Origin of the sequence: Bacillus sp. PPSBB_11 (genome assembly GCF_038023285.1) — a bacterium.
GTDB classification, from domain to species: Bacteria; Bacillota; Bacilli; order Bacillales; family Bacillaceae; genus Bacillus; species Bacillus altitudinis.
In genome coordinates, this window is sequence record NZ_CP150633.1 from 2534229 (window position 1) to 2557883 (window position 23655).

General features: G+C 41.5%; 24 protein-coding genes. 22 read left to right on the plus strand and 2 right to left on the minus strand.

The features are described 5' to 3' along the window. Positions 1 to 109 precede the first annotated feature (109 nt). The 13 genes from V7L95_RS12375 (at position 110) to V7L95_RS12435 (ending at position 14589) form a co-directional block, all read left to right on the plus strand. On the plus strand, positions 110 to 895 hold the full coding sequence (locus V7L95_RS12375; RefSeq protein WP_017360185.1) for an alpha/beta fold hydrolase: 786 nt from the start codon (positions 110 to 112) through the stop codon (positions 893 to 895). Positions 896 to 941: 46 nt separating this feature from the next. Then, on the plus strand, positions 942 to 1250 hold the full coding sequence (locus V7L95_RS12380) for a metal-sulfur cluster assembly factor (RefSeq protein ID WP_003211530.1): 309 nt from the start codon (positions 942 to 944) through the stop codon (positions 1248 to 1250). 123 nt (positions 1251 to 1373) lie between these two features. Further along, positions 1374 to 2819, plus strand: a complete 1446-nt coding sequence (locus V7L95_RS12385; protein WP_138825530.1) for an FAD-binding oxidoreductase — start codon at positions 1374 to 1376, stop codon at positions 2817 to 2819. After that, positions 2816 to 3364: an MFS transporter gene (locus V7L95_RS12390; RefSeq protein WP_025207139.1), complete on the plus strand. Its 549-nt coding sequence runs from the start codon at positions 2816 to 2818 to the stop codon at positions 3362 to 3364. Before V7L95_RS12385 ends, V7L95_RS12390 begins: the two co-directional genes overlap by 4 nt. Before the next feature lie 138 nt (positions 3365 to 3502). After that, entirely contained in the window at positions 3503 to 4540 is a 1038-nt protein-coding gene (gene argC, locus V7L95_RS12395; protein ID WP_176544686.1) for an N-acetyl-gamma-glutamyl-phosphate reductase, read from the plus strand. A gap of 20 nt (positions 4541 to 4560) precedes the next feature. Beyond that, positions 4561 to 5781: a bifunctional ornithine acetyltransferase/N-acetylglutamate synthase gene (gene argJ / locus V7L95_RS12400; protein ID WP_098680896.1), complete on the plus strand. Its 1221-nt coding sequence runs from the start codon at positions 4561 to 4563 to the stop codon at positions 5779 to 5781. A 14-nt stretch (positions 5782 to 5795) separates the two neighbouring features. Continuing rightward, positions 5796 to 6572, plus strand: a complete 777-nt coding sequence (gene argB, locus V7L95_RS12405) for an acetylglutamate kinase (protein WP_017360181.1) — start codon at positions 5796 to 5798, stop codon at positions 6570 to 6572. Continuing rightward, positions 6569 to 7720, plus strand: a complete 1152-nt coding sequence (locus V7L95_RS12410; RefSeq protein WP_340966618.1) for an acetylornithine transaminase — start codon at positions 6569 to 6571, stop codon at positions 7718 to 7720. The genes argB and V7L95_RS12410 overlap by 4 nt, the downstream gene beginning before the upstream one ends. 69 nt (positions 7721 to 7789) lie before the next feature. Beyond that, the gene (locus V7L95_RS12415; protein ID WP_007499056.1) at positions 7790 to 8851 is read left to right on the plus strand and encodes a carbamoyl phosphate synthase small subunit; all 1062 of its coding nucleotides are present in this window, start codon (positions 7790 to 7792) and stop codon (positions 8849 to 8851) included. Further along, on the plus strand, positions 8844 to 11924 hold the full coding sequence (locus tag V7L95_RS12420; protein ID WP_340966620.1) for a carbamoyl phosphate synthase large subunit: 3081 nt from the start codon (positions 8844 to 8846) through the stop codon (positions 11922 to 11924). The genes V7L95_RS12415 and V7L95_RS12420 overlap by 8 nt, the downstream gene beginning before the upstream one ends. Then, positions 11921 to 12871: an ornithine carbamoyltransferase gene (gene argF, locus V7L95_RS12425; RefSeq protein WP_340966623.1), complete on the plus strand. Its 951-nt coding sequence runs from the start codon at positions 11921 to 11923 to the stop codon at positions 12869 to 12871. Before V7L95_RS12420 ends, argF begins: the two co-directional genes overlap by 4 nt. Before the next feature lie 103 nt (positions 12872 to 12974). Beyond that, positions 12975 to 13154, plus strand: coding sequence for a YjzC family protein (locus V7L95_RS12430; RefSeq protein ID WP_008348517.1), 180 nt, complete (start codon positions 12975 to 12977; stop codon positions 13152 to 13154). A gap of 169 nt (positions 13155 to 13323) precedes the next feature. Then, the gene (locus V7L95_RS12435) at positions 13324 to 14589 is read left to right on the plus strand and encodes an MFS transporter (protein WP_007499050.1); all 1266 of its coding nucleotides are present in this window, start codon (positions 13324 to 13326) and stop codon (positions 14587 to 14589) included. A gap of 119 nt (positions 14590 to 14708) precedes the next feature. On the opposite strand, the gene V7L95_RS12440 is transcribed toward V7L95_RS12435, so the two are convergent. Next, the gene (locus V7L95_RS12440) at positions 14709 to 14903 is read right to left on the minus strand and encodes a YjzD family protein (protein WP_024720055.1); all 195 of its coding nucleotides are present in this window, start codon (positions 14901 to 14903) and stop codon (positions 14709 to 14711) included. A 212-nt stretch (positions 14904 to 15115) separates the two neighbouring features. Here V7L95_RS12440 and V7L95_RS12445 point away from each other — a divergent pair, with 212 nt between their 5' ends. The 4 genes from V7L95_RS12445 to V7L95_RS12460 all read left to right on the plus strand — a co-directional run bounded on the left by V7L95_RS12445 (position 15116) and on the right by V7L95_RS12460 (position 17772). Beyond that, complete coding sequence (locus V7L95_RS12445) at positions 15116 to 15856, plus strand: hypothetical protein (protein ID WP_007499048.1); 741 nt, start codon at positions 15116 to 15118, stop codon at positions 15854 to 15856. Between the two features lie 75 nt (positions 15857 to 15931). Beyond that, entirely contained in the window at positions 15932 to 16507 is a 576-nt protein-coding gene (locus tag V7L95_RS12450) for a nad binding enzyme (RefSeq protein ID WP_268439692.1), read from the plus strand. Positions 16508 to 16597: 90 nt separating this feature from the next. Next, positions 16598 to 17563 (plus strand): BMP family ABC transporter substrate-binding protein, encoded by a 966-nt coding sequence (locus V7L95_RS12455; RefSeq protein ID WP_017360174.1) that lies wholly within the window; start codon positions 16598 to 16600, stop codon positions 17561 to 17563. 11 nt (positions 17564 to 17574) lie between these two features. Continuing rightward, a complete protein-coding gene (locus V7L95_RS12460; RefSeq protein WP_008348507.1) occupies positions 17575 to 17772 on the plus strand; it encodes a ComZ family protein in 198 nt (65 codons plus the stop codon). A 202-nt stretch (positions 17773 to 17974) separates the two neighbouring features. Here V7L95_RS12460 and V7L95_RS12465 read toward each other — a convergent pair whose 3' ends face one another. Further along, positions 17975 to 18208 carry a hypothetical protein gene (locus V7L95_RS12465; protein WP_008348506.1) on the minus strand — a complete coding sequence of 78 codons (234 nt, stop codon included), beginning with the start codon at positions 18206 to 18208 and terminating at the stop codon, positions 17975 to 17977. A 169-nt stretch (positions 18209 to 18377) separates the two neighbouring features. Between V7L95_RS12465 and V7L95_RS12470 the strand changes: the two genes are divergently transcribed. The 5 genes from V7L95_RS12470 (at position 18378) to V7L95_RS12490 (ending at position 23621) form a co-directional block, all read left to right on the plus strand. Next, complete coding sequence (locus V7L95_RS12470; protein WP_008348504.1) at positions 18378 to 19316, plus strand: beta-ketoacyl-ACP synthase III; 939 nt, start codon at positions 18378 to 18380, stop codon at positions 19314 to 19316. 21 nt (positions 19317 to 19337) lie between these two features. Then, the gene (fabF, locus tag V7L95_RS12475) at positions 19338 to 20579 is read left to right on the plus strand and encodes a beta-ketoacyl-ACP synthase II (RefSeq protein WP_268390873.1); all 1242 of its coding nucleotides are present in this window, start codon (positions 19338 to 19340) and stop codon (positions 20577 to 20579) included. 77 nt (positions 20580 to 20656) lie between these two features. Further along, complete coding sequence (locus V7L95_RS12480; protein ID WP_046343175.1) at positions 20657 to 21451, plus strand: DUF2268 domain-containing protein; 795 nt, start codon at positions 20657 to 20659, stop codon at positions 21449 to 21451. Positions 21452 to 21621: 170 nt separating this feature from the next. Further along, positions 21622 to 22602: an ABC transporter ATP-binding protein gene (locus V7L95_RS12485; protein WP_008348498.1), complete on the plus strand. Its 981-nt coding sequence runs from the start codon at positions 21622 to 21624 to the stop codon at positions 22600 to 22602. Positions 22603 to 22625: 23 nt separating this feature from the next. After that, a complete protein-coding gene (locus V7L95_RS12490; protein WP_025207148.1) occupies positions 22626 to 23621 on the plus strand; it encodes a dipeptide ABC transporter ATP-binding protein in 996 nt (331 codons plus the stop codon). The last annotated feature ends 34 nt before the right edge of the window (positions 23622 to 23655 follow it).

Below are 23655 nucleotides of genomic sequence, written 5' to 3' on the forward strand. Positions count from 1 at the left end.
GAGGCAGCTGGTGCGGGTGCCTCCACCTATAGTGTATCTTTATCACATCTTCGTTGTCTACATGTTAAAATAAACAAAGACGGGAATGATAAAGGAGGATTCATAGGCTGTGATCACCATTGATGAGCAAATGACGCACGATATTCCATTTTTACATATCGTAAAAGCTGAAAATAAAGACAAACCACTGCCACTTGTATTTTTTATACATGGATTTACAAGTGCACGCGAGCACAACTTACACTTCGCCTTTCATTTGGCGGAAAAAGGCATGAGAGTCATTTTGCCTGACTGTGCTTATCATGGTGTAAGATCAGAAAACCTCAGCTTAGAGGAACTGGCATCAAAGTTTTGGGAAATCGTCCTAAACGAAATACGTGAAATCGATATACTTAAGACACATTTTCAAGAAAAACAATTGATTGAAGCTGATCTAATAGGTGTTGCAGGTACATCTATGGGAGGGATCACGACCTTTGGTGCACTTGCAAAGCATGATTGGATTAAAGCGGCAGTCAGCTTGATGGGCAGTCCGAAATATACGACATTCCTACAAGCACAAATCATGGACATGCGTCACAAAGGGTTGATGAAAGATATCACGGACGAAGAAGTCAATCAGCAATTAGACGCTCTGCGTCCTTATGATTTAACGCTGCAAACAGATCGATTAAACAAAAGACCGCTGTTATTCTGGCATGCAGAAAACGATCCAGTTGTCCCTTACAGACATGCAAAAGCTCTTTATGACGAGTTAGCAGAAACCCAATATAAAGAAGATCCGCACCTGATTCGTTTTATTACAGATGGACAGGCTGGCCATAAGGTCTCAAGACAAGCGATGTTTGAAACGATTGATTGGTTTGTGACACACCTGAAAAGCACAAACGTTTAGCCAAAAGGAAAAGTACGTTATACTAGTTGAAAAAGGAGTGGATATCATGGATGAAGCATTGAAAGAAAATATTTTAGGCGCCCTAGAACAGGTGATTGACCCTGAGTTAAACGTAGACATCGTCAACCTTGGACTTGTCTATGATGTCGATCTTGATGAGAATGGAAAAGCGGATATCACAATGACTTTAACATCAATGGGCTGTCCTCTTGCACCAGTTATCGTCGATGAAGTCAAAAAAGCATTGAGCGACTTGCCTGAAGTGAAGGAAACTGAAGTTCACATCGTCTGGAATCCACCTTGGACACGTGACAAAATGTCAAGATACGCTAAAATTGCGCTTGGTATTCAATAAGCACAAAATGAAAAATGCCTGGTATGAGATAAACTCGTACCAGGTTTTTTTATGAAAAATTAAGGTAGAGGAGGAGTATGGCTTGATATAATGGATGTAATTTTATAGAACGGAGTACCTATAATGAAACGAAAGTGGATATGGATCGTCCTTTTGATGGGATATGGTGCTGCCTTTTTTGCATCAGTCTCTATACGTGAAGATCAAGCACACAAAAGACAAGGACTTGAGGCGTTTACAGATGTGAGTCACCTCATGCCGGTCAAAATAAAAAAAGTCGTGCAAGGAAAAGAAATAGAATCTTTAAAAGAAGTATTAGAAGAAGCAAAAGAGAAGAATCTGCCCATTTCAATCGCCGGAAAGCAGCATAGTATGGGCGGCCACACGTATTATGAAAATGGCATTGTACTAGACATGACGAAATTTCGCCGAATCGTATCATTTAATGAAAAAAAGAAGACCATTCGGGTCCAGAGCGGCGCCACATGGGATGATATTCAAACATATGTGAACCCATATGGTCTTGCAGTAAAGGTGATGCAATCTCAAAACATCTTTACGATTGGTGGCTCGTTAAGTGCAAATGCACATGGACGTGACATTCGCTACGGCTCACTTATTGACACTGTGCGCTCTTTCACACTGTTAAAAGCAGATGGAGAGATCATCACAGTAAAGCCTAGCGATGATTTATTTACTGCCGTGATTGGAGGATACGGCTTATTCGGTGTCATTTTAGATGTTGAGCTGTCCTTAACAAAGGATGAATTATATAAAATGGAGACAACCTCTCTACACTTCGATGAATACACTGATTATTTTCAAAAGCATGTAAAGAACAATAAAGAAGTGCGCATGCATCTCGCAAGAATCTCTACAGCGAAAACAAATTTTTTGAAAGAGATGTATGTGACGAATTATTCACTTACTTCTGATCAACAGATCGATCCATACCGCGAGCTCAAAGAAGATCAGCTCGTCATCCCTTTAAAATTTATGCTCGGCCTTTCGAGAAGATTTGATATGGGGAAAGATTTGCTATGGAACTTGCAAAAGAAGTATTTTCAAAGTCAAAATGACCAGCTGATCACAAGAAATAACGTGATGCGGTCTGATTCTGCTTTTTTAGAATATGAAAATGAGTCAGATACCGATGTGCTTCAAGAATACTTTGTTCCAGTTGATCGTTTTCGTGCGTATATCGATGACATGAGAGGTTTTTTACAACAGGAAGAATTGAATCTAATGAACATCACGATCCGCTACGTACAAAAAAATGAAAAAGCGGATCTCTCATATGCGAAAGAAGATATGTTTGCACTTGTTTTGTTAGTGAATTATGGTTTTGAGAAAGAAGAGAAGGCAGAAGCAGAGCGGGTCATCCGGCAAATGACAGATATCACCTTGCGACACCATGGAAGCTATTACTTACCATACATGCCTTATCAAACGAAAGCACAAATGAAACAAGCGTATCCAAAAACCGATCAATTCTTTCAAAAGAAAAAGCAAGCAGATCCAGATGGCAGATTTATCAACTACTTTTATGAAAGGTATAATACACAATGAATGCTAAAGCAATGAAATGGTTCGTCTATTCACAAAGTTTACTGTTTTTCGCCAGTAGTCTCATTTTCCCTTTTTATATTCTTTTTATTAAAAATGTTGGGTCGAGCTATTCTCAATTTGGTCTTGCTTATGGTCTGTTTGGTTTGAGCGGTGCGTTCATTCATTTATTATTAGGAAAACTTCCTGAAATGACCGACAGGCGTCTCTTTTTAATCATTCATTCGTTTGGTATGGCGTTTCTTCTTCTCCTTTTTCCACATATCACAGAAGTAGAGCAAGTTTATATGATTCAGCTTGCCTTAGGTGTGCTAGGTGGTGTTCAGAAGCACGGAGAGAAACTACTCGTCACCGAACTCACAAACGAGAAAAAGCGTATGAAAGAAGTTGGGCACTATCATTTTTGGACAGCGCTTTTTTCATCGATCGCCATTATGCTTGGCGGCCTGTTTGCTGATTTCTTCACCATTCATTTGATTTTTTATGCAAGTTCCCTATTATATTTATGCAGTGCGCTTCTGGTCCTCAATATGAAGAACAATAGATAAAATCCGCATGTCTCACGAAGATATGTGGATTTTTTTATGAAAAAAAATGAAAACAAATATTAAATATACAATTGAATTAATTTTTATACATGTTATAATGTTAAATAATTTCACAAAGATCAAGAGGGTGTATTGACGTTGAAAATAGGTATTATAGGTGCTACAGGGTACGGCGGTGCGGAATTAGTTCGTATCTTTAAGCAGCATCCACATGTGGAGGAATGTATATTGTATTCATCAAGTGGTGATGGGCAATTATACAGTCAATCTTATCCGCATCTGACAACGATTACTGACCAAACATTAAAAGCCATTGATCCGGCTACCATTGTGCAAGAAACAGATGCTGTGTTTTTAGCGACACCAGCAGGCGTTTCAAGTGAACTCACACCGAAGCTCATGAATCAAGGGGTGCCAATTATTGATTTATCAGGTGACTTGCGCATTCAAGATGGAACTGTTTATGAAGCGTGGTATAAACGAAGGGCAGCGGATGAAGCATCGGTTCAACAAGCTGTATACGGATTATCTGAATTGAATCGTGAAACCATTAAGCAAGCGGAAGTCATTGCAAACCCAGGCTGCTTTCCTACTGCAGTTCTTCTAGGATTAGCACCGCTGATGAAACAGAATTTAATCGATGAATCTATGATCATAATAGATGCAAAAACCGGGGTGTCCGGTGCAGGACGATCAGCCTCACTTGGCACACATTTTTCAGAGCTGAACGATAACTTTAAAATTTATAAGGTGAATGAACATCAGCACACACCTGAAATAGAACAAGTACTTAGAGAATGGAACCCGCAAACGGCGAACATCACATTTTCAACACACCTTGTCCCGATGACAAGAGGGATTATGGCGACGATGTATACACAATTGAAATCAGATGTCACAAAAGAAGAATTAATGAAACGGATGAAGGACTTTTATGAAGATTCCTATTTTGTAAGAGTGAGAGATCATGGGATATATCCGCAAACAAAAGAAGTATACGGCAGTAACTTCTGTGACATTGGTTTTCATTTAGATGAGCGAACAGGCAGACTGACGATTGTATCTGTCATAGATAATCTCATGAAAGGCGCAGCCGGCCAAGCGGTTCAAAACTTCAATATCATCAAAGGCTTACATGAAGAGGCGGGCCTCACAATGACACCTCTCTATCCATAAGAACAGGGGAGACAACAAACATGATCGAATTGAATGAAAAAAGTATTGTCAAAATAGACGGGGACGTATCATCACCAAAAGGTTTTGAAGCAAAGGGGATTCATATAGGATTACGCTATTCAAAAAAAGACCTTGGCTTGATCATCAGTGAAGTACCAGCAGCGAGTGCAGCGGTATACACACAAAGTCACTTTCAAGCTGCGCCTCTTCAAGTCACACAAAAAAGCTTGAAAAAGACGGGCAAACTAAAAGGTGTCATTGTCAATAGTGCCATCGCCAACGCATGCACAGGTGAGCAGGGATTAAAAGATGCATACGACATGCAGGCAGCCTGTGCAGACATGTTAGGCACAGAGCCTGATTACATTGCTGTTTCTTCTACTGGTGTCATTGGAGAGTGTCTGGATATGGATAAAATCAAAACAGGCATCGCTCAGCTAAAAGAAGCAAAAGCAGGAAATGGCCACTTTGAAGAAGCGATTTTAACAACAGATACAGTCATTAAAAATACGACATACTCCTTGACGATAGACGGGAAAGAGATTCTCATTTCTGGTGCAGCAAAAGGCTCTGGTATGATTCATCCGAACATGGCAACAATGCTCGGGTTTGTCACAACCGATGCAAATGTCGAACAAGAAGCTTTGCAAAATGCTCTTCGTGACATTACAGATGTGACGTTTAATCAAATTACCGTCGATGGAGAAACATCAACTAACGATATGGTGCTTGTGATGGCAAATGGGATGGCAGAAAACCAGGCACTGAATGAAGAACATCCAGAATGGCCATTGTTTAAAGAAGGATTAAAACTAGCCTGTGAAGATCTAGCAAAAGAGATTGCAAGAGACGGAGAAGGCGCAACCAAATTAATCGAAGTGAAAGTTGTTGGTGCAAAAAACAACTTAGAAGCGGGTATTATTGCAAAAAAAATCGTAGGTTCAAGTCTTGTGAAAACAGCCGTATATGGTACGGACGCCAACTGGGGACGGATTATTGGAGCAATCGGTCATAGCGCAGCTTCTGTCACGCCAGAAGAGGTTGAAGTTTACTTAGGCGGGCAATGTCTGTTTAAACATAATGAACCTCAGTCTTTCTCAGAAGAGGAAGCAAAAGCGTATCTAGAGCAGGATGAGATTACGATTTTCATTCAAATGAATGAAGGAAATGGTGAAGCGGCAGCATGGGGCTGTGACCTTACCTATGATTATGTGAAAATTAACGCGAGCTATCGCACATAATGAAGGAGATAGACATGGATAAAACGATCGTGTTCAAGTGTGGAGGCAGTGTCATTCGAGAACTTTCCGATACCTTTTATGAAAATGTCCGCTCACTTCAAGCTGCTGGATTTAAACTGGCTATCGTACATGGCGGGGGTCCTGAAATCACGAGCATGCTGCAAAAATTAGAAGTGAAGACGGAATTTGTAGATGGACAGCGCAAAACAACAAAGCCGGTGTTAGAGGTAGCCGAAATGGTCCTTTCAGGAACGGTGAATAAATACTTTGTTTCAGAGTTGGCAAAGCATGATATATCATCTGTCGGTGTATCTGGTAAAGATGGACAGATGCTTGTCGCCGATTTTCTCGATCAAGATGTATATGGGTACGTTGGCGAAATCAAAGAAGTCAATCCAGAGATGGCAGAAGCACTAATGGAGAAACAATTCATTCCCGTCATTGCGCCGCTATCTATGACCGAAGAATGCCAAACGTTAAATGTAAATGCTGATCTTGCAGCATCAGCAGTCGCAGGAGCTATGAAAGCTGATAAGCTCATGTTTGTCACAGATGTGGAAGGAATTTTAAAAAATGGTGAGCTGTTAGACGTTGTCACCGAACAAGAAGCTCTCAAGCTCATCGATGAAGGTATTATTTCCGGGGGAATGATTCCAAAAGTGCAATCCGCGCTCAGTGCTTTATCAGGAGATGTGGATGAAGTCATGATTGTAAATGGAAAAGGCAGTATTTTTACAGGAGATACCTTTAAAGGAACTCGAATTGTAAAACAAAAGGAGGCGGTCCTGTGAGTCATCTTTTTCAAACATACGGACGGTGGAATGTTGAAATTAAAGAGGCAGAAGGTTCTTGGGCAGTTGATACAACTGGGAAAAAATATTTAGACTTTATACAAGGCATTGCGGTCACGAATTTAGGTCACAATCATCCAAAGGTCAATCAAGCCATCAAGAAGCAGCTTGACGAGGTCTGGCACGTATCAAATCTATTTGAAAATGGACTGCAAGAAAAAGCAGCGGAAAAGCTGGCAGCAAACAGTTCAGGAGATCTCGTATTTTTCTGCAACAGCGGGGCTGAAGCGAATGAAGGGGCTATCAAATTGGCCCGAAAAGCAACAGGGAAAACAAATATTGTGACGTTTTTGCACTCTTTCCATGGGCGCACGTATGCTGGTATGGCTGCCACAGGTCAAGATAAAATCAAAACTGGTTTTGGACCGATGCTGGAAGGCTTTCATTATGTACCGTTTAATGACCCTGAAGCGATCACAGCGTGTGAAATCGATGATGTCGCAGCGGTCATGCTGGAAGTGGTGCAAGGTGAAGGTGGAGTGAATCCAGCTACAGCTGAATTTCTAGAAGCCGTTCAAACGTTTTGCAAAAAACATCAAGCGCTGCTGATTGTAGATGAAATCCAAACGGGTATTGGGCGAACAGGGACAGCATTTGCCTATGAGCAATCGGGACTTGATCCTGATATTATTTCAGTCGCAAAAGGTTTAGGAAATGGGTTTCCAGTCGGTGCAGTGATAGGGAAAAAAGCTTTAGGGGATGCATTTTCTCCAGGCTCTCATGGCACAACATTTGGTGGCAATATGCTCGCTATGTCAGCTGTGAACGCAACCCTTGATGTAATATTCAAAGAAGACTTTCTTTCAGAAGTGAAAGAAAAGGGTGCGTACCTCTTAAAGAGACTGCAAGAAGTCAAGCAGCTGAACATCGTGAAAGAAGTAAGGGGCAAAGGATTAATGGCAGGAATTGAGTGTCATCAGCCAGTAGGTGATTACATCACAGCCCTTCGAGAGCAAGGTTTGCTTGTGCTTCCAGCTGGTCCGAATGTCATTCGTTTATTACCTCCGCTGAATGTCAAAAAAGTTGAATTGGATCAAGCCATTGAAGCAATCATTCAAGTGTTAGCAAATGAAGCAGTAACGGTCTAAATTTTTTTACACCAGAACGCATAAACATGCATTTATATTATTAATTATTCAATATGGGGTGACACAAGCATGAAAGGTTATTTAAATTTAGAAGATGGAGCCTCTTTTGAAGGAGATCTGACAGGAGAAGCTGGCATGACAGGTGAAGTGGTCTTTTTTACAGGGATGACAGGTTATCAAGAGGTGCTCACAGATCCTTCTTATAAAGGACAAATCATTGTCTTCACATATCCGCTCATCGGAAATTACGGCATCAATCATGAAGACTTTGAGAGCAAAAAACCACAAGTAAAAGCGGTCGTTGTCTATGAGGCAGCTGAGCATTTTTCTCATCACCTTGCAGCCGTAAGCTTAAAAGATTATTTACAGAAGTGGAACATTCCGCTTCTTACACATACAGATACTCGCGCAGTCGTGCAGAACATTCGAGCCAATGGAACGATGAATGCAGTGCTTAGTTTAGACGAAAATGAAACGCCGCCTGCAATGAAGCAAGACAATGTGGTTGAGCAGGTCACAGAAGATGAAGTATACACACAAGGCAGCGGCGAGGAACATGTAGCACTCATTGATTTTGGCTTTAAAAAATCTATTGCAGACTCACTCGAAGCGCGTGGCTGTAAAGTCACAGTGATTCCGTACAAACAAATGGAAAAGGTATTTGATATCAAGCCAGATGCGATCCTTTTGTCAAATGGACCTGGAGATCCAAAAACAATGAAGCCATATTTAAAAACCATTCATGACATCATGATGACCTTCCCGACACTAGGCATTTGCTTAGGTCATCAATTAATTGCTCTTGCGCTTGGCGGGGATACGTATAAGCTTCCTTTTGGCCACCGCGGGGCGAATCATCCTGTACAAGATACAGAATCAAAACGTGTCTTTATGACAAGCCAAAATCATAGCTATGTGGTCAATGAAAAAAGCATGAATGACAAAGAAGTGGACGTCAAATTCCTCCACGTGAATGACGGATCTGTTGAAGGATTCATTCATAAAGAGAAGCTGATTATGTCCGTTCAATTTCATCCAGAAGCACACCCAGGCCCTGCAGAAAGTGAATGGGTATTCGATGATTTTATTGAGAAAGTGAAACAAGCAAGGAGAGAAGTCGCACATGCCTAAAGATCAAAGCATACAAACCATTCTAGTCATCGGGTCTGGTCCAATCATCATTGGTCAGGCAGCAGAATTTGATTACTCAGGAACACAAGGTTGTATGGCCTTAAAAGAAGAAGGCTACAACGTCATCTTAGTGAATAACAACCCAGCAACTATTATGACAGACGAGTCATTTGCTGATGAAATTTATTTTGAACCGCTTTCAGTTGATTCAGTGACAAGAATCATTGAAAAAGAGAAACCAGATGGTCTTTTAGCCAATCTTGGCGGACAGACAGCTTTAAACCTTGCTGTCGAGCTAGAAAAAGCCGGTGTGCTGAAAAAGCATGGGGTAAAACTGCTCGGAACGTCAGTTGAAACAATTGAAAACGGTGAAGATCGTGAGAAATTCCGTGCTCTCATGAAGCATTTGAATGAACCTGTACCAGAAAGTGAAATTGTGGATAATGCGAAAGACGCCCTTCAATTTGCAAAAGAAGTGGGCTTTCCTGTCATTCTTCGACCAGCCTACACACTTGGTGGTAAAGGGGGAGGCATCGCTTTAACTGAAGAGGCTTTTAAACCGCTGATTGAAGGTGCTCTTCTAGCGAGTCCGATTCATCAGTGCTTAGTTGAAAAAAGCATTGCTGGCTTTAAAGAAGTCGAGTATGAGGTCATGAGAGATCGTCAAAATACGTGTATCACTGTATGTAACATGGAAAATATCGATCCAGTTGGTGTGCATACAGGTGACTCGATTGTCGTTGCGCCGTCACAGACATTAACGGATCAGGATTATCAAATGCTCCGCTCAGCGAGCTTAAAAATTATTTCAGCGCTTGATGTCGTTGGCGGCTGTAATATCCAATTCGCTCTCGATCCACTCAGCAAAGAATATTTTGTCATTGAGGTCAACCCTCGGGTCAGCCGGTCTTCTGCTCTTGCATCGAAAGCAACAGGCTATCCGATTGCCAAAATGGCGGCAAAACTTGCGGTCGGTTATACACTAGATGAATTGAAAAATCCGCTTACAGGAACAACGTATGCTAGCTTTGAACCGGCACTCGATTATGTCGTGGTGAAATTCCCGCGCTGGCCGTTCGATAAATTTAAACAGGCAGACCGGAAATTAGGCACAAAAATGAAGGCGACTGGTGAAGTCATGGCGATTGACCGTAATTTAGAATCTGCCATTCAAAAAGCCGTCGCATCGCTTGAAATCAAAACAAAGGGCTTCCACTTGCCTGAACTGAAAGAACATACGACTGAACAGTTATTTGAATTAATCAAAACACCGGACGATCGCCGTTTCTTCGCTGTCATGGAGCTGCTTTCCAGACAAGAAACCGTTGAAACGATTCATGAAACGACGAAGATTGATCTGTTTTTCTTACATGTTTTCAAGAATATGATCACACTCGAACAAGAATTGAAGAATCATCAGGGGACGCTATCCAAAGACACCTTAAGAAAAGTGAAGGAAAAAGGCTTTCTTGATGAAACAATCGCTTCTCTGACGGATCGCAGTGAACAAGATATCAGACAGCTTCGCCAAGAGTATGGCATTGCCGCTTCATTTAAAATTGTCGATACATGTGCGGCTGAATTCGATGCAAAAACGAATTACTTCTATTCAACGTACTTTGGCAAAAGTGATGGAGAGCATCAAGAGAAAACAAAGCAGCGTGCACTCATCATTGGCTCCGGTCCGATTCGAATTGGTCAGGGAGTTGAGTTTGATTATAGTGCCGTTCACGGCGTTCTTACTCTACAAAAGCTTGGATTTGAAACCATCATGATGAACAACAATCCAGAAACGGTTAGTACCGATTATGAGATTGCAGATCGTTTATACTTTGAGCCTATCACGTTGGAACATATTTTAAACGTAGTTGAAGCGGAGCAAATTGATTTTGTCATCGTTCAATTTGGCGGGCAGACAGCAATCAATGTGGCGGAAGGTTTAGAAAAAGCCGGCGTTACCTTGTTAGGCACGTCCTTTGACACACTAGATGCATTAGAAGATCGCGATTTATTCTATCAGCTTCTTGATGAACTGAATCTTCCTCATGCAAAAGGAGATACAGCTCATTCAAAAGAAGAAGCACTGGGGCATGCTGCAAGCATCGGGTACCCTGTTCTTATTCGTCCATCATATGTCATTGGGGGAATGGGCATGATCGTTGTCCATACAGAAGCTCAATTGGCAGCAATACTTGATCAGCCAGATCATTTACCTTATCCGATCTTAATTGATGAGTACGTCACTGGAAAAGAAGTGGAAGTGGATCTCATTTCAGACGGAAAGACGACATTCATTCCAACAATCGTTGAGCATATTGAAAAAGCGGGCGTACACTCAGGTGACAGCTTTGCCATCTTGCCAAGTGTCTCTATTAGTGAAGACATCAAAGAGCAGGTGTATAACGCTTCTGAACAAATCGCAAAGAAATTAGCTTTTAAAGGCATCATGAATATTCAATTTGTGATGAAAGGGAACCAGGCGCTCGTATTAGAGGTGAATCCTCGGGCAAGCCGGACTGTTCCAGTTGTAAGTAAAGTCATGGGTGTTGACATGATCCCAATGGCGACACAGCTGTTAGCTGGTGCAACGCTTGAAGAATTGAATCCTGTAACGAAGAATAAGGGGGGCACAGCTGTTAAATTCCCAGTCTTCTCCTCACATGCCATTCAAGATATCGATTTAAAGCTGACACCTGAAATGAAAGCGACGGGTGAAGGAATGTGTGTTGGAAAGAACGTCGAAAGCGCTTTGAAAAAAGTGTTTGCGCCGATCTGGCAACAGAAAGGGACCCTCTATATTCATGGCAGTGAATTACTCATAGATGAAGCTACACGAGCAGGCTTTAACGTCTGGACTGGCAGCTTTGAATCGTGGCTGCAACAAGACGATAAATCGCTTCACATTCATTTAGGTGATGATGAAGAGGCAAAAGAACAGCGTGTAAAAGCACTCACACATGGTGTTCAAGTTCTAACCGAATATGAAACAGCGCAAGCGTTCCTGCAAGGAAAAGATGGAGATGTATCACCAGTATCTCTCCACGAATTATATAAAAAGGAAGTGACGGCATGAGCCAAGTCGACGTGCAACCGGCATTATACGGAAAAGACTTTTTATCGTTAAAAGACTTTTCGATCAATGATATTGCGTACTTAATTGAAAAAGCAGAAGAAATGAAACAACATCCATATCAAGATTTATTCAAAGGAAAAACATTAGCGATGATCTTTGAAAAATCTTCAACTAGAACCCGTGTCTCGTTTGAAGCGGGCATGACGCAGCTAGGCGGACATGCGCTCTTCCTCAGCTCAAATGATCTGCAAATTGGCAGAGGAGAAACGATTGGTGATACAGCGCAGGTGCTGTCTGGGTATGTAGATGGCATTATGATTCGAACCTTTGAACATGAGAAGGTAGAAGAACTTGCAAAATACGCCTCTATTCCAGTGATCAACGGACTAACGGACTACTCTCATCCATGTCAGGCACTGGCTGATTTACTGACGATTAAAGAAGCGAAAGGCACACTAAAAGGTGTGAAAGTGGCGTACATCGGTGATGGGAATAATGTGGCTCATTCCTTAATAGTCGGCTGCGCGCAGTTAGGCTGTGACATTGCCGTTGCATCACCAAAAGGCTATGAACCTCTTCAAGAGGTGACAGACACTGCCCAGGCGTTTGCAAAACTATCAGGCGCAGAAGTCATCGTCACAACAGATCCAGTAGCTGCTGTTCAGGATGCAGATGTCATTTATTCAGACGTATTTACAAGCATGGGACAGGAAGCTGAAACAGAGAAACGTCTAGCTGAATTTAAAGAATATCAAGTCAATGAGGAACTCATGCAACATGCAGCAGCAGATTATATCTTCCTTCATTGTTTGCCGGCACACCGCGGAGAAGAAGTGACGGCTGATATCATTGATGGACCACACTCTAAAGTATTCCAGCAAGCAGAAAATCGCCTGCATGTGCAAAAAGCGTTAATCAAAGAGCTCATGTATCAACAACCTAAATAAATCACAAGTGTCCCTGTCTCGACTGAGCAGGGACTTTTTACATGTTGGATTGGAGAGACAATGGATGGGACATAATAACATCAATCGAGAAAGGAGGATGGAAATGGGTCAACAGCATCAGTTTAAATCTGGTAATAAGGCACCTAATAATGGTGTTTATATCGAAATCGGTGAGACCGGTAGTATGGTGAAAGATCCTTTAAAGATAAAGCTTAAAGCAGGAGACGTCTTTCCAGATAACTCGAACCATAACCGCGTTTGGACTTACCAAAGAAAGCCGTAAGCAATTGACTAAGAGTCCATATGAATAAGTCTTTAGAGGCATGTGTCATGCCTCTTTTTTCTTTATAATAAAAAACAATTAAGTTCCAATTTTCAAATAAATAGTATGAAAAAAAGAAAGTTTAAGGTAAAATATGTAAGAATAGTATAAGGTTGAAAGGATTTGTGTGATGGAAAAGATGAATCTCAGTGAAAGTGTTTGGAATAAACGCTTCACCTCATTGTTCATATCAAGACTCATAAAAAATACAGGAGAAAGTTTTGCTTTTACATCCGTTCTTTGGTTATTGATTTTAAGAGGGGATGGAGCGCTCGGTACCGGACTTCTTCTAGCAGTGACAGTTCTTCCTTCATCATTGTTGGCCCCAATACTAGGACCTCTTATGAAAAGACACCATTTATCTAAATGGATGTTTGCTTCAGATGTCATTCGAGCAACCATTGTACTCATTATTCCACTACTGCATTTTTCGCACATATTGCCTCTATGGTTATTGATCTCATTAATGGTTATTCAATCGGCAACAGGTGCAGCCTATAACCCGGCTTCTGTGGCTATCCTTCCGCAGATTGTTCCAAAGCATCTCATTCAAAAAGCAAATGCGATCCTGCAATCATCTTTTGAAATTGTCGCACTTGCTGCGGTGATGGTCGCTGGTCTTTTGGTCAAATTAATTGGACCTGCAGATACGCTCCTGATCACCACTGCTTTATTCATCATATCGGGCTTGTTCATTATTGGCGTTAAACTCCAAAAGTCAGATGCAGAAAAAGCAGCAGACATTAAACAAGCAAAGAATACATATCTGTATAACTTAAAAAGAGGCTTTCTAGTCGTTAAAAATCATCATATTTTATTTGCACTAACCCTTTATTGTATTTTAATGAATGTCGCCGCAGCTCCGTGGCAGGCATTATCCGCTGTATATGTAGCAGAAGCGCTGCAAAGTGATTCAATGGTGTATTCCATTTTAAGAGGTGTCGCCGCAGTTGGTGCGTTTATGATGGGCTTTGCACTGGCGAAGGTGAAAATCAAAAGATTCGGCTTGTTCTTTATTGTCGCAGGCATGATTGAAGGAGCTGCATTCTTTATCACTGGAATGAGTACATGGCTTCCAGTCGTTCTTCTAGCTTCCTTTATTTTTGGTGCAGCCGTCAGTGCAATCAATGTCCCAGAGATGGTCATTATTCAAACGTCTGTTGACCAAGAAGATCAGCCGCAAGTATATGCCGTGATCAATGCGTCATCAAATGTCTTTCTCCCGCTTGCAGCCGTCATATCGGGCGTTCTGGCAGAACGCTTTGGAGCAGGACCTGTCATTGCGGGGGGGGGTGTGCTTGAGATTTTATCAGGCATTGCGATCTTCCTGTTCACAGGGCTAGCGAAAAGCCATTTGTCAGCAGACAAACAGAAGTCCGAAACGGTTGAGGTGTAACTCAAAAACCCCCTGTAATTGACGGCAGGGGGTTTTAGCGTGCGCTCTCAACTTCTGGTCATCATTCTGAAAAAAAGAAAAAGAGCTAATCTCAAATCATTAGCTCTTTTCCAGCAATATTAAGAATGTTCTGTTGAACTTTCTGTTTCTTTCATTGGACTTACTTCAGCAAAGATGAATAAAATAACCGTAAACACTATGGCAAGAATGGAAGTTAACGTAAAATCATAAGCAGCTCCATTCATAGATGAAACGATGTAACCAGCCATATGTGTCAGCAGAAAAGTCCAAATGAGGGTGATAATGTAATGCATTATTCCACCGTCCTTTATGTAACAATCTATTGACTATCATACCATAGATACGAGTTCAGAGAAAAGACTGTTTTCCGCCTTTATGTGATCATTTTGAGACCTTCTACTATAAAAATAAAAAGAATTCTTCTGTCTTTAGGGGATTTCCTTATTCCTACAAGAGTTGTTGTTCATATCATAGAAAGCAGAATCACTGAAAGGAGGCTGGCCATATGGGTGTAAGCGAACGTTTTTTCCAGCTTGGTTCCCAGTGGAACGTCATTCACCTTCCTCAAAAACCAAATGGCTTTGGCATTCTAATCCTCGGTGACCGAAATCACTTTGTGCAGGAAAATACATCATTCTGGCTTCAGCATTACGGAAGAAACCAGCTATTAACTGCTTTAAAGGATGAAGGATATACATTGTTTAATAGTCATCTTCATGGGAATCACTGGGGATGTGAAGATGCTGTTTTTAGTGCGAAACAGCTTGTTCATCACACATTAAAACAAGAAATATTAAACCGGGAAATTCATGTGCTGGCAGAGGGAATGGGCGCACTTGTCGCCATGAGTCTTGCCGAAGAAATGCCAGAAGTGCTAAGGTCTATAGCCATGATGAATCCATGTTTACACCTGCAAGCACAAAGAGAAAGAGAAAAGGAACACAAATTCTTCTACAAACAGTTCATGAAAGAACTCGCACAGAGCTATGGGTGCTCTGCAAAGGAAGCAGAAACGTATCCACTTCCTTCTTGCCCCGTTCATTCAGCTCATGTACCGATTCATATATGGCAGAGACTAAACGGCGCACCGTATGCCTATGAACTACATGCAAAGCCTTTTATTGATCAACATATGATGAATCCAGACCATTGTCAGATGGACCTCACCTTGCATATGTTTGATCATCCAAGAAGAATCTTTCAGTCCATTCACAAGTTTTATAAATCGCATGAAAGAGAATTGTAATGAATAGGATGATAACAGCCCTTCATGGAAAGGGCTCTTCTTTTTATTCGATATGCTAAAAAAGGGGACATGAACATGGAAATAGGACTGATCATAGGTGCAGATGAATTTTTTGGACTGACACTTTGTGAATATATGATGAAAGAGGGCATACAAGTGGATATCACATATCCTAAGGAGCAGTCAGAGGAGCAAAAAATGTTATTAGAAGAGCGGATGATGTGGCTCGGCCGCAATGATCTTGTCCGCGTTATTGATGGTCAAGATAGGAAAGAGGCATATGACCTGATCTTTTTTCAATCAGATGATTCAATGAACAGAGAGACAGACCTCGAAGCGAAGCATGGCATATACCGCTTGTTTTACGAAGAACCCGAAAGCCATTCGCATGAACAAAGCGTTTCGGCTGTTATCCTTCCACACATGTTTGGTCCGTGGACACTCCATGAAGAGAGACGAATAAAGGATGATCACACATTTTTTGTAGAAGATGTCGCAAAGGAGCTTTTAAAGTGGGCACGGACTGATCAAAGGGAGGAAATGATCCATCAATTGAAGGTAGAAAGACAAACAGATGACAAACAAGCAGAAGAAATCATAGCAGAATGGAAAAGACAAAACTCAACATTTTTCGACAAAAAGCAAGAATGATCTTCCATCTTATCTTTTTTCAGTATAAAATAAACCTATATTTAACATACAGGTTCATGCCTGCGTGTTGCAAAGGGAGTTGAACATGGCATGAAGTACCAGCGGCTTGTCATGATCTTTTCGTTCCTTCTTCTTATGCTATCTGCCTGCTCGCAGGCGCCGTTAAAAGGACATATTGAGAAGGTGGGTTTACTCGTCCCCGATACGATTAATGATCAAGTTTGGGGAACGAAAGGTTATAAAGGCTTATTAAATATCCAATCAACATTTGGTGTAGATGTTTATTATAAGGAAGGGATGGTCGACAAGGAGAAAATCGTTGATGCCATTGAAGAATTTCATAAAAAAGGAGTCAATTTGATTATTGGCCATGGCAATGAATACAGCGAAATTTTCAACTTGATCAGTGAAGATTATCCGAAAACACAATTTATCACGGTCAATGGAGGCAAGCCTCAAGCTGATAATGTCACAAACGTCACGTTTAAAGGAGAAGCAATGGGCTTTTTCGGAGGCATGACAGCAGCACATATGTCCAAAACAAAAAAGATTGGTATTCTGGCTACATATGATTGGCAAAGTGAAGTAGACGGTTTTATCAAAGGTGCAAAATATCAGGACGAACATGTGCAAGTCCTAGCGGAATTTGTCGAAAACTGGGATGATGCTGACAAAGCGGTGAACCTCTATCAAAAATTGAAAAAACAAGGTGTAGATGTTGTGTATCCAGCAGGTGATGGTTATAATATCCCTGTCATTGAACAAATCAAAACCGACAACTTATCTGCGATCGGATATGTCACTGATCAATCCAACCTTGGAAGCCATACGGTGTTAACTAGCACAGTACAGCATGTCGATAAAGCGTACAGTATCATTGCGAAGAAGTTTAATGAAGGCAAGCTAAACGAACAAGGTGAGTACTCCTTTGACTTTAAAGAAGGAGTGATCGAAATGGGGAAATTTAGCTCAACCATAGACCGCGCTTTTGTGAAAGACATTGAGAAGGATATTGCGAATTACAAAAAAACAGGCAAATTGCCAAATGAAAAGTGAGGACGTTGAACATGCAACACGAAAAATCGATGGAGTTTTTACAAATTGCGATGAAGTATTTTCCACAAGCAAAAGAAGAATTAGATAAAGCAGGGATTCAGCTTGATCCACAAGCACTTCAGCCACTTCTCTCTTTGTTTACATCTGTCATGCAAGAGGCATACGAGCTTGGAAAAGCAGATGCAGCATCAGAAAAAGCCACAGAATAGTGGCTTTCAGCGTGTAGACAAACCCTCGCATTCTTTGTCAGTCCTGCGCGCTGGTGCTCACGAATGACAAATTCGCTCCGCTCCAGTGCTCGTCCTTCCTAGACTGCAAAGGTTTTCTATCACGCTGAGAAGAAGACAAAGGGCTAAAAGATTTTAGCCCTTTGTCAACAATCAAAAAAAGCCACAGAATAGTGGCTTTTTTTTATGATAATTTTTTCTTGAAGGCACTAATCATAGGACCAACATCTTTAAACACAGGCTTCAGCTCATCGATGGAGTTCATAATGTTTCCAATTTGATTCATGACATGCATGTAGTCAATGGAGTCATCACTTGAAGAAGTCTCTGCACGCTCCTCCTTTTTTTCTGTCTTGCTTTTCTCTTTTTCAAGTGGCTGACCAAACATCATTGCTGAGAAAATATCCTTTTGCGCCATATCACATGTTCCTTTCTACTATTGGTATATCATTAATCTATGAAAAAAGTGAGAGGAAAGGTTAGACGTTTGTATTGCCAAGGAGAAAAAAATAAGGTAAAATTAGTACCAGATACTAATATAAGATCACAATATCACATGCTCGTATGAGTAAAAGGAGTCTTATTCAATGAATGCTGGAATTATTGGCCTTGGCCGCTATATACCTGAAAAAGTATTAACAAATCGTGATTTAGAAAAAATGGTTGAAACTTCTGACGAGTGGATTCGTACTAGAACAGGTATAGAAGAAAGAAGAATTGCATCTGATGATGTCAATACATCTCATATGGCGCTTGCTGCTGCAAAAAAAGCATTAGCTGACGCAGATGTGGCTGCAGAAGATATTGATATGATTCTTGTAGCGACAGTTACGCCAGATCAAGCATTTCCGACAGTCGCTTGTATGATTCAAGAGCAGCTCGGTGCACATAAAGCATGTGCAATGGATATTAGCGCTGCCTGCGCTGGCTTTATGTATGGGCTTGTTACTGGAAAACAATTTATCGAATCAGGCACTTACAAACACGTGCTTGTCGTTGGTGTAGAAAAGCTTTCTCGCATTACCGACTGGGATGACCGCAACACAGCTGTTTTGTTTGGAGATGGAGCAGGTGCTGCTGTACTAGGAACAGTCAGCGAAGGCAAGGGAATTCTATCATTTGAGCTTGGAGCCGATGGAAGCGGCGGGAAGCACTTGTACTTAGATGAAAAAGATCATACAATCATGAATGGAAGAGAAGTATTTAAATTTGCTGTGAGACAAATGGGCGAGTCAAGCGTAAACGTGATTGAAAAAGCTGGACTATCAAAAGAAGACGTAGACTTCTTGATTCCGCATCAAGCAAACATTCGCATTATGGAAGCAGCACGCGAACGCTTAGAGCTGCCAGTTGAAAAAATGTCGAAAACAGTCCATAAATATGGAAACACATCAGCAGCATCCATTCCAATTTCACTATGTGAAGAAATCGAAGCCGGAAAAATTCATGACGGCGATGTGATTGTAATGGTTGGTTTTGGTGGAGGATTAACGTGGGGCGCAATCGCTATGCGATGGGGCCGATAAAAGAGTGGGGTGCACAAATTAATGGATAAGAAACGAGTAGTTGTTACAGGATTAGGTGCTTTGACACCTCTTGGCAACGATGTAGAGACAACATGGAAAAATGCTGTAGCAGGTGTATCAGGTGTTGGCCCGATCACACGTGTTGATTCAAGTGAATATACAGCAAAAGTAGCTGCAGAACTAAAAGATTTTAACATCGAAGATTACATGGAGAAAAAAGAAGCGAGAAAGATGGCACGCTTCACACAATATGCAGTCGTTGCTGCTCAAAAGGCTTTAGATGATTCACGCCTTGAAATTACAGATGAAAACGCACCTCGTGTTGGGGTATGGGTTGGATCTGGTATTGGCGGACTTGAAACATTCGAAGAGCAATTCGAAGTGTATTCGAATAAAGGAGCAAGACGCGTAAGCCCGTTCTTTGTTCCAATGATGATTCCAGATATGGCAACAGGCCAAATTTCAATTGCTCTTGGCGCAAAAGGGGTTAACTCTTGTACAGTAACAGCATGTGCGACAGGAACAAACTCCATTGGTGATGCCTTTAAAGTCATTCAGCGCGGAGATGCAGATGCGATGATTACAGGTGGAACAGAAGCACCGTTAACGAAAATGTCGTTTGCTGGCTTCTGTGCAAACAAAGCCCTTTCGACAAATCCTGATCCAGATACAGCAAGTCGTCCATTTGATAAAAGCCGTGACGGATTTGTGATGGGTGAGGGAGCGGGAATTGTTGTTCTTGAAGAATTAGAGCATGCGTTAAAACGTGGTGCGACCATTTATGCAGAAATCGTTGGCTACGGTTCAACTGGAGATGCATACCATATCACAGCACCTGCTCCAAATGGAGAAGGCGGCGTACGTGCAATGAAAGAAGCCATTCGTGATGCAGGTTTAACAGTGGAAGAAATTGATTATATCAATGCCCACGGAACAAGCACACCGTATAATGATAAGTTTGAAACAATGGCGATTAAAGAAGTGTTTGGAGAGCATGCGAATCAGCTTGCGATCAGTTCGACAAAATCAATGACAGGTCATTTACTTGGCGCAGCAGGCGGAGTAGAAGCGATTTTCTCTGTTCTGGCGATTAAAGACAGTGTCATTCCGCCAACGATTAACCTTGAAACACCAGATGAAGAATGTGATCTTGATTATGTAGCAAATGAAGCACGTTCAAAAGAAGTACAAGTTGCGTTGAGCAACTCACTTGGTTTTGGCGGGCACAATGCGACAATTATCTTCAAAAAATACGAAGCGTAATATGTCTTAAGAAGGCGGTGATCTATAAACAGATCGCCGCCTTTTTGCATATGATGAAAATGGAGGTGTTCAGCGGTATGGGTCTGATCAATACACAATATCTCATTGAGCAATCATCATCATTTCAGGAGCTGGCGGCACGTTTTGTCCCTTATTTTAAAGGTGCGGATAAAAAAGAAGGATCACCTATTCTCGCCCATTTACAACATCACGGGATGGTTCGATCATGGAACGCCTGCCAGGAAATGATCGACAAGCTCAAAGAAAAAGGGTATTTCAAGCTTGTGATGAAAGAATACAAAGCGCTGCAAAAAAAGTGGGGAGGTCCTAATGTCCCCGTCTTTATTTTGCCTGTTAATGAGAGCAGCAAAGAGATCAGAGAACAATTTTACTTTCAATCCGGCATGGCATTTGATGACAAAATCTTTCTTTTTTTATCCCCGCATACACCAAAGGATCGAATCGGTACGTTGCTGACGCATGAATATCACCATGTATGCAGGTTGCATTTTCTCACGAAAGAAGAAAAAGATTTTACATTCCTTGATACAATCATGATGGAGGGGCTCGCTGAATATGCTGTGTATCATAGATATGGAGAAAGCTATACAGCAAAGTGGACGACTTTATATGACGAATCGCAGCTGCAGCGCATGTACAAGAAATGGGTATCCAGTCACCTTTATCAGAAAGTGCAGGACGACGAAAGGCTGATACAGAATCTCCTTTATGGAAAAGGGAACTACCCCAAAATGCTTGGCTATGCCACTGGATTTTATATCGTGAAAAAGTATTTCGATGAGCACCGAATCAGCGAGGAGTCTATGATTGCGGAGCCAGCGGAAACGTTTTTAAAGGCGATAGAATCGTAAAGACAAACATTCACAAAAAAAGTGACATATTACAATTTTACTAAATACTTCTTGATTTCGTCATGCTGATGTAATAATATACAAATATAAATTTTGATAATTCTTTTTATTCTAAAAAGACGGAATTTTTAGATTCGGTTCATTTGATCTATGGAGAAAGGGGCGAATGCATGAGCACACTGCTTGAAGTGCAAAACTTAAAAACCTATTTTTTTCGAAAAAAGGAACCAATACCTGCTGTTGATGGCGTTGATTTTAGTATCAAAAAAGGGGAAACAGTCGCATTAGTCGGTGAGTCTGGGTCTGGTAAAAGTATTACGTCTTTATCCATCATGGGTCTGATTAATGGGACTGGTGGGAAGATTATGGATGGTTCCATTAAGCTTGATGGAAAAGACCTTGTTACATATAGTGAAAAGGAATTGTGCAATATTCGTGGTAATGATGTATCCATGATCTTTCAGGAACCCATGACCTCACTTAATCCCGTCTTAACCATCGGGGAACAAATAACAGAAATCCTCATTTACCACAAAAAACTTTCAAAAAAAGAAGCGACCAAAAAAGCGATTGACTTGCTAAAGCTTGTAGGCTTTTCCAGGCCAGAACAAATCATCAAAGATTACCCGCACCGTTTATCCGGCGGTATGCGTCAACGAGTCATGATCGCCATTGCGCTAAGCTGTGATCCGAAGCTCCTCATTGCGGATGAGCCGACTACTGCGCTCGATGTGACCATACAAGCCCAGGTGCTGACCTTAATGAAAGATTTATGTTCGACCTTTGGTACATCTATACTTCTCATTACGCATGATTTAGGTGTTGTGTCGGAAGTAGCAGACCGTGTCATTGTCATGTACTGCGGACAGGTTGTTGAAAATGGAACCGTTGAAGAGTTGTTTGATCAGCCGCTTCATCCATACACAGAAGGACTGCTTGAATCCATTCCGGTCATTGACGGAGACATTCAGCCATTAACGGCGATAAAAGGGAATGTCCCTGCGCCAGATCAGCTTCCCGCAGGATGCCGTTTTGCGCCTAGATGCCCGAAAGCCATGGAACGATGCATAGGTGAATTGCCCAAACTGACAACCTTTGAAAATGGTAGAAGCGTCAGGTGTTTCTTATATGAGGAGGCAAGCCAAACATGACACTTGCTGAAAACCAACCATACATGACAGATCGATCTGAGAAAGAAACCATCCTGGAATTAAAAAATATACGAAAACACTTTCCGATTAAAGCTGGGGTGCTGCAAAAGAAAGTAGGAGCAGTCAAAGCGGTTGACGGCATCGACTTAAACATTTATAAAGGCGAAACGTTAGGCATCGTTGGAGAGTCTGGATGCGGTAAATCCACATTAGGACGGACGATGATTCGTTTATATGAACCAACAGAAGGACAAATTCTATTTAAAGGGCAAGATATTTCTCATGTATCTGAATCAAAACTAAGACAATCAACAAGGAAAAACATCCAAATGGTTTTTCAAGATCCCTTTGCATCACTCAACCCTAGAAAAACACTTCGAAGTATCATCAAAGAACCCTACAAAACACATCACTTATATTCCTTAAAAGAAAGAAATGAAAAAGTAGAACAGCTTTTATCCAAAGTCGGCCTTCACCCAAGTTTTGCGAATCGATACCCGCACGAATTTTCCGGTGGACAAAGGCAGCGGATCGGTATCGCTCGTGCACTTGCCATGAATCCTGAAATGATCATAGCAGATGAGCCTGTTTCAGCGCTTGACGTCTCCATTCAGGCGCAGGTCATCAATTTGATGGAAGAGCTTCAAGAAGAGTTTGACCTCACCTATCTATTTATCTCTCACGATCTCAGTGTGGTCCGCCACATTAGTGATCGAGTGGGCGTCATGTATCTTGGCAAAATGATGGAACTTGCGGATAAGCACAGCCTGTACGATGATCCGCTTCATCCGTATACACAGGCCCTGCTTTCTTCTGTTCCCGTCACCCGTAAAAAAGGTCAGGTGAAAAGGGAACGGATTATGCTGCAAGGAGATTTACCAAGCCCTGCAAATCCGCCAAAAGGCTGTGTGTTTCATACAAGATGCCCACACGCGAAAGAAGTCTGTAAAGAAAAAGTACCAGAATTTCAAGAATTAAAAACGAACCACTTTGTGGCCTGCCACCTCTACGACGCTTGATCACGCTTGTATGATCTCATCTTTGAGAGGGGGG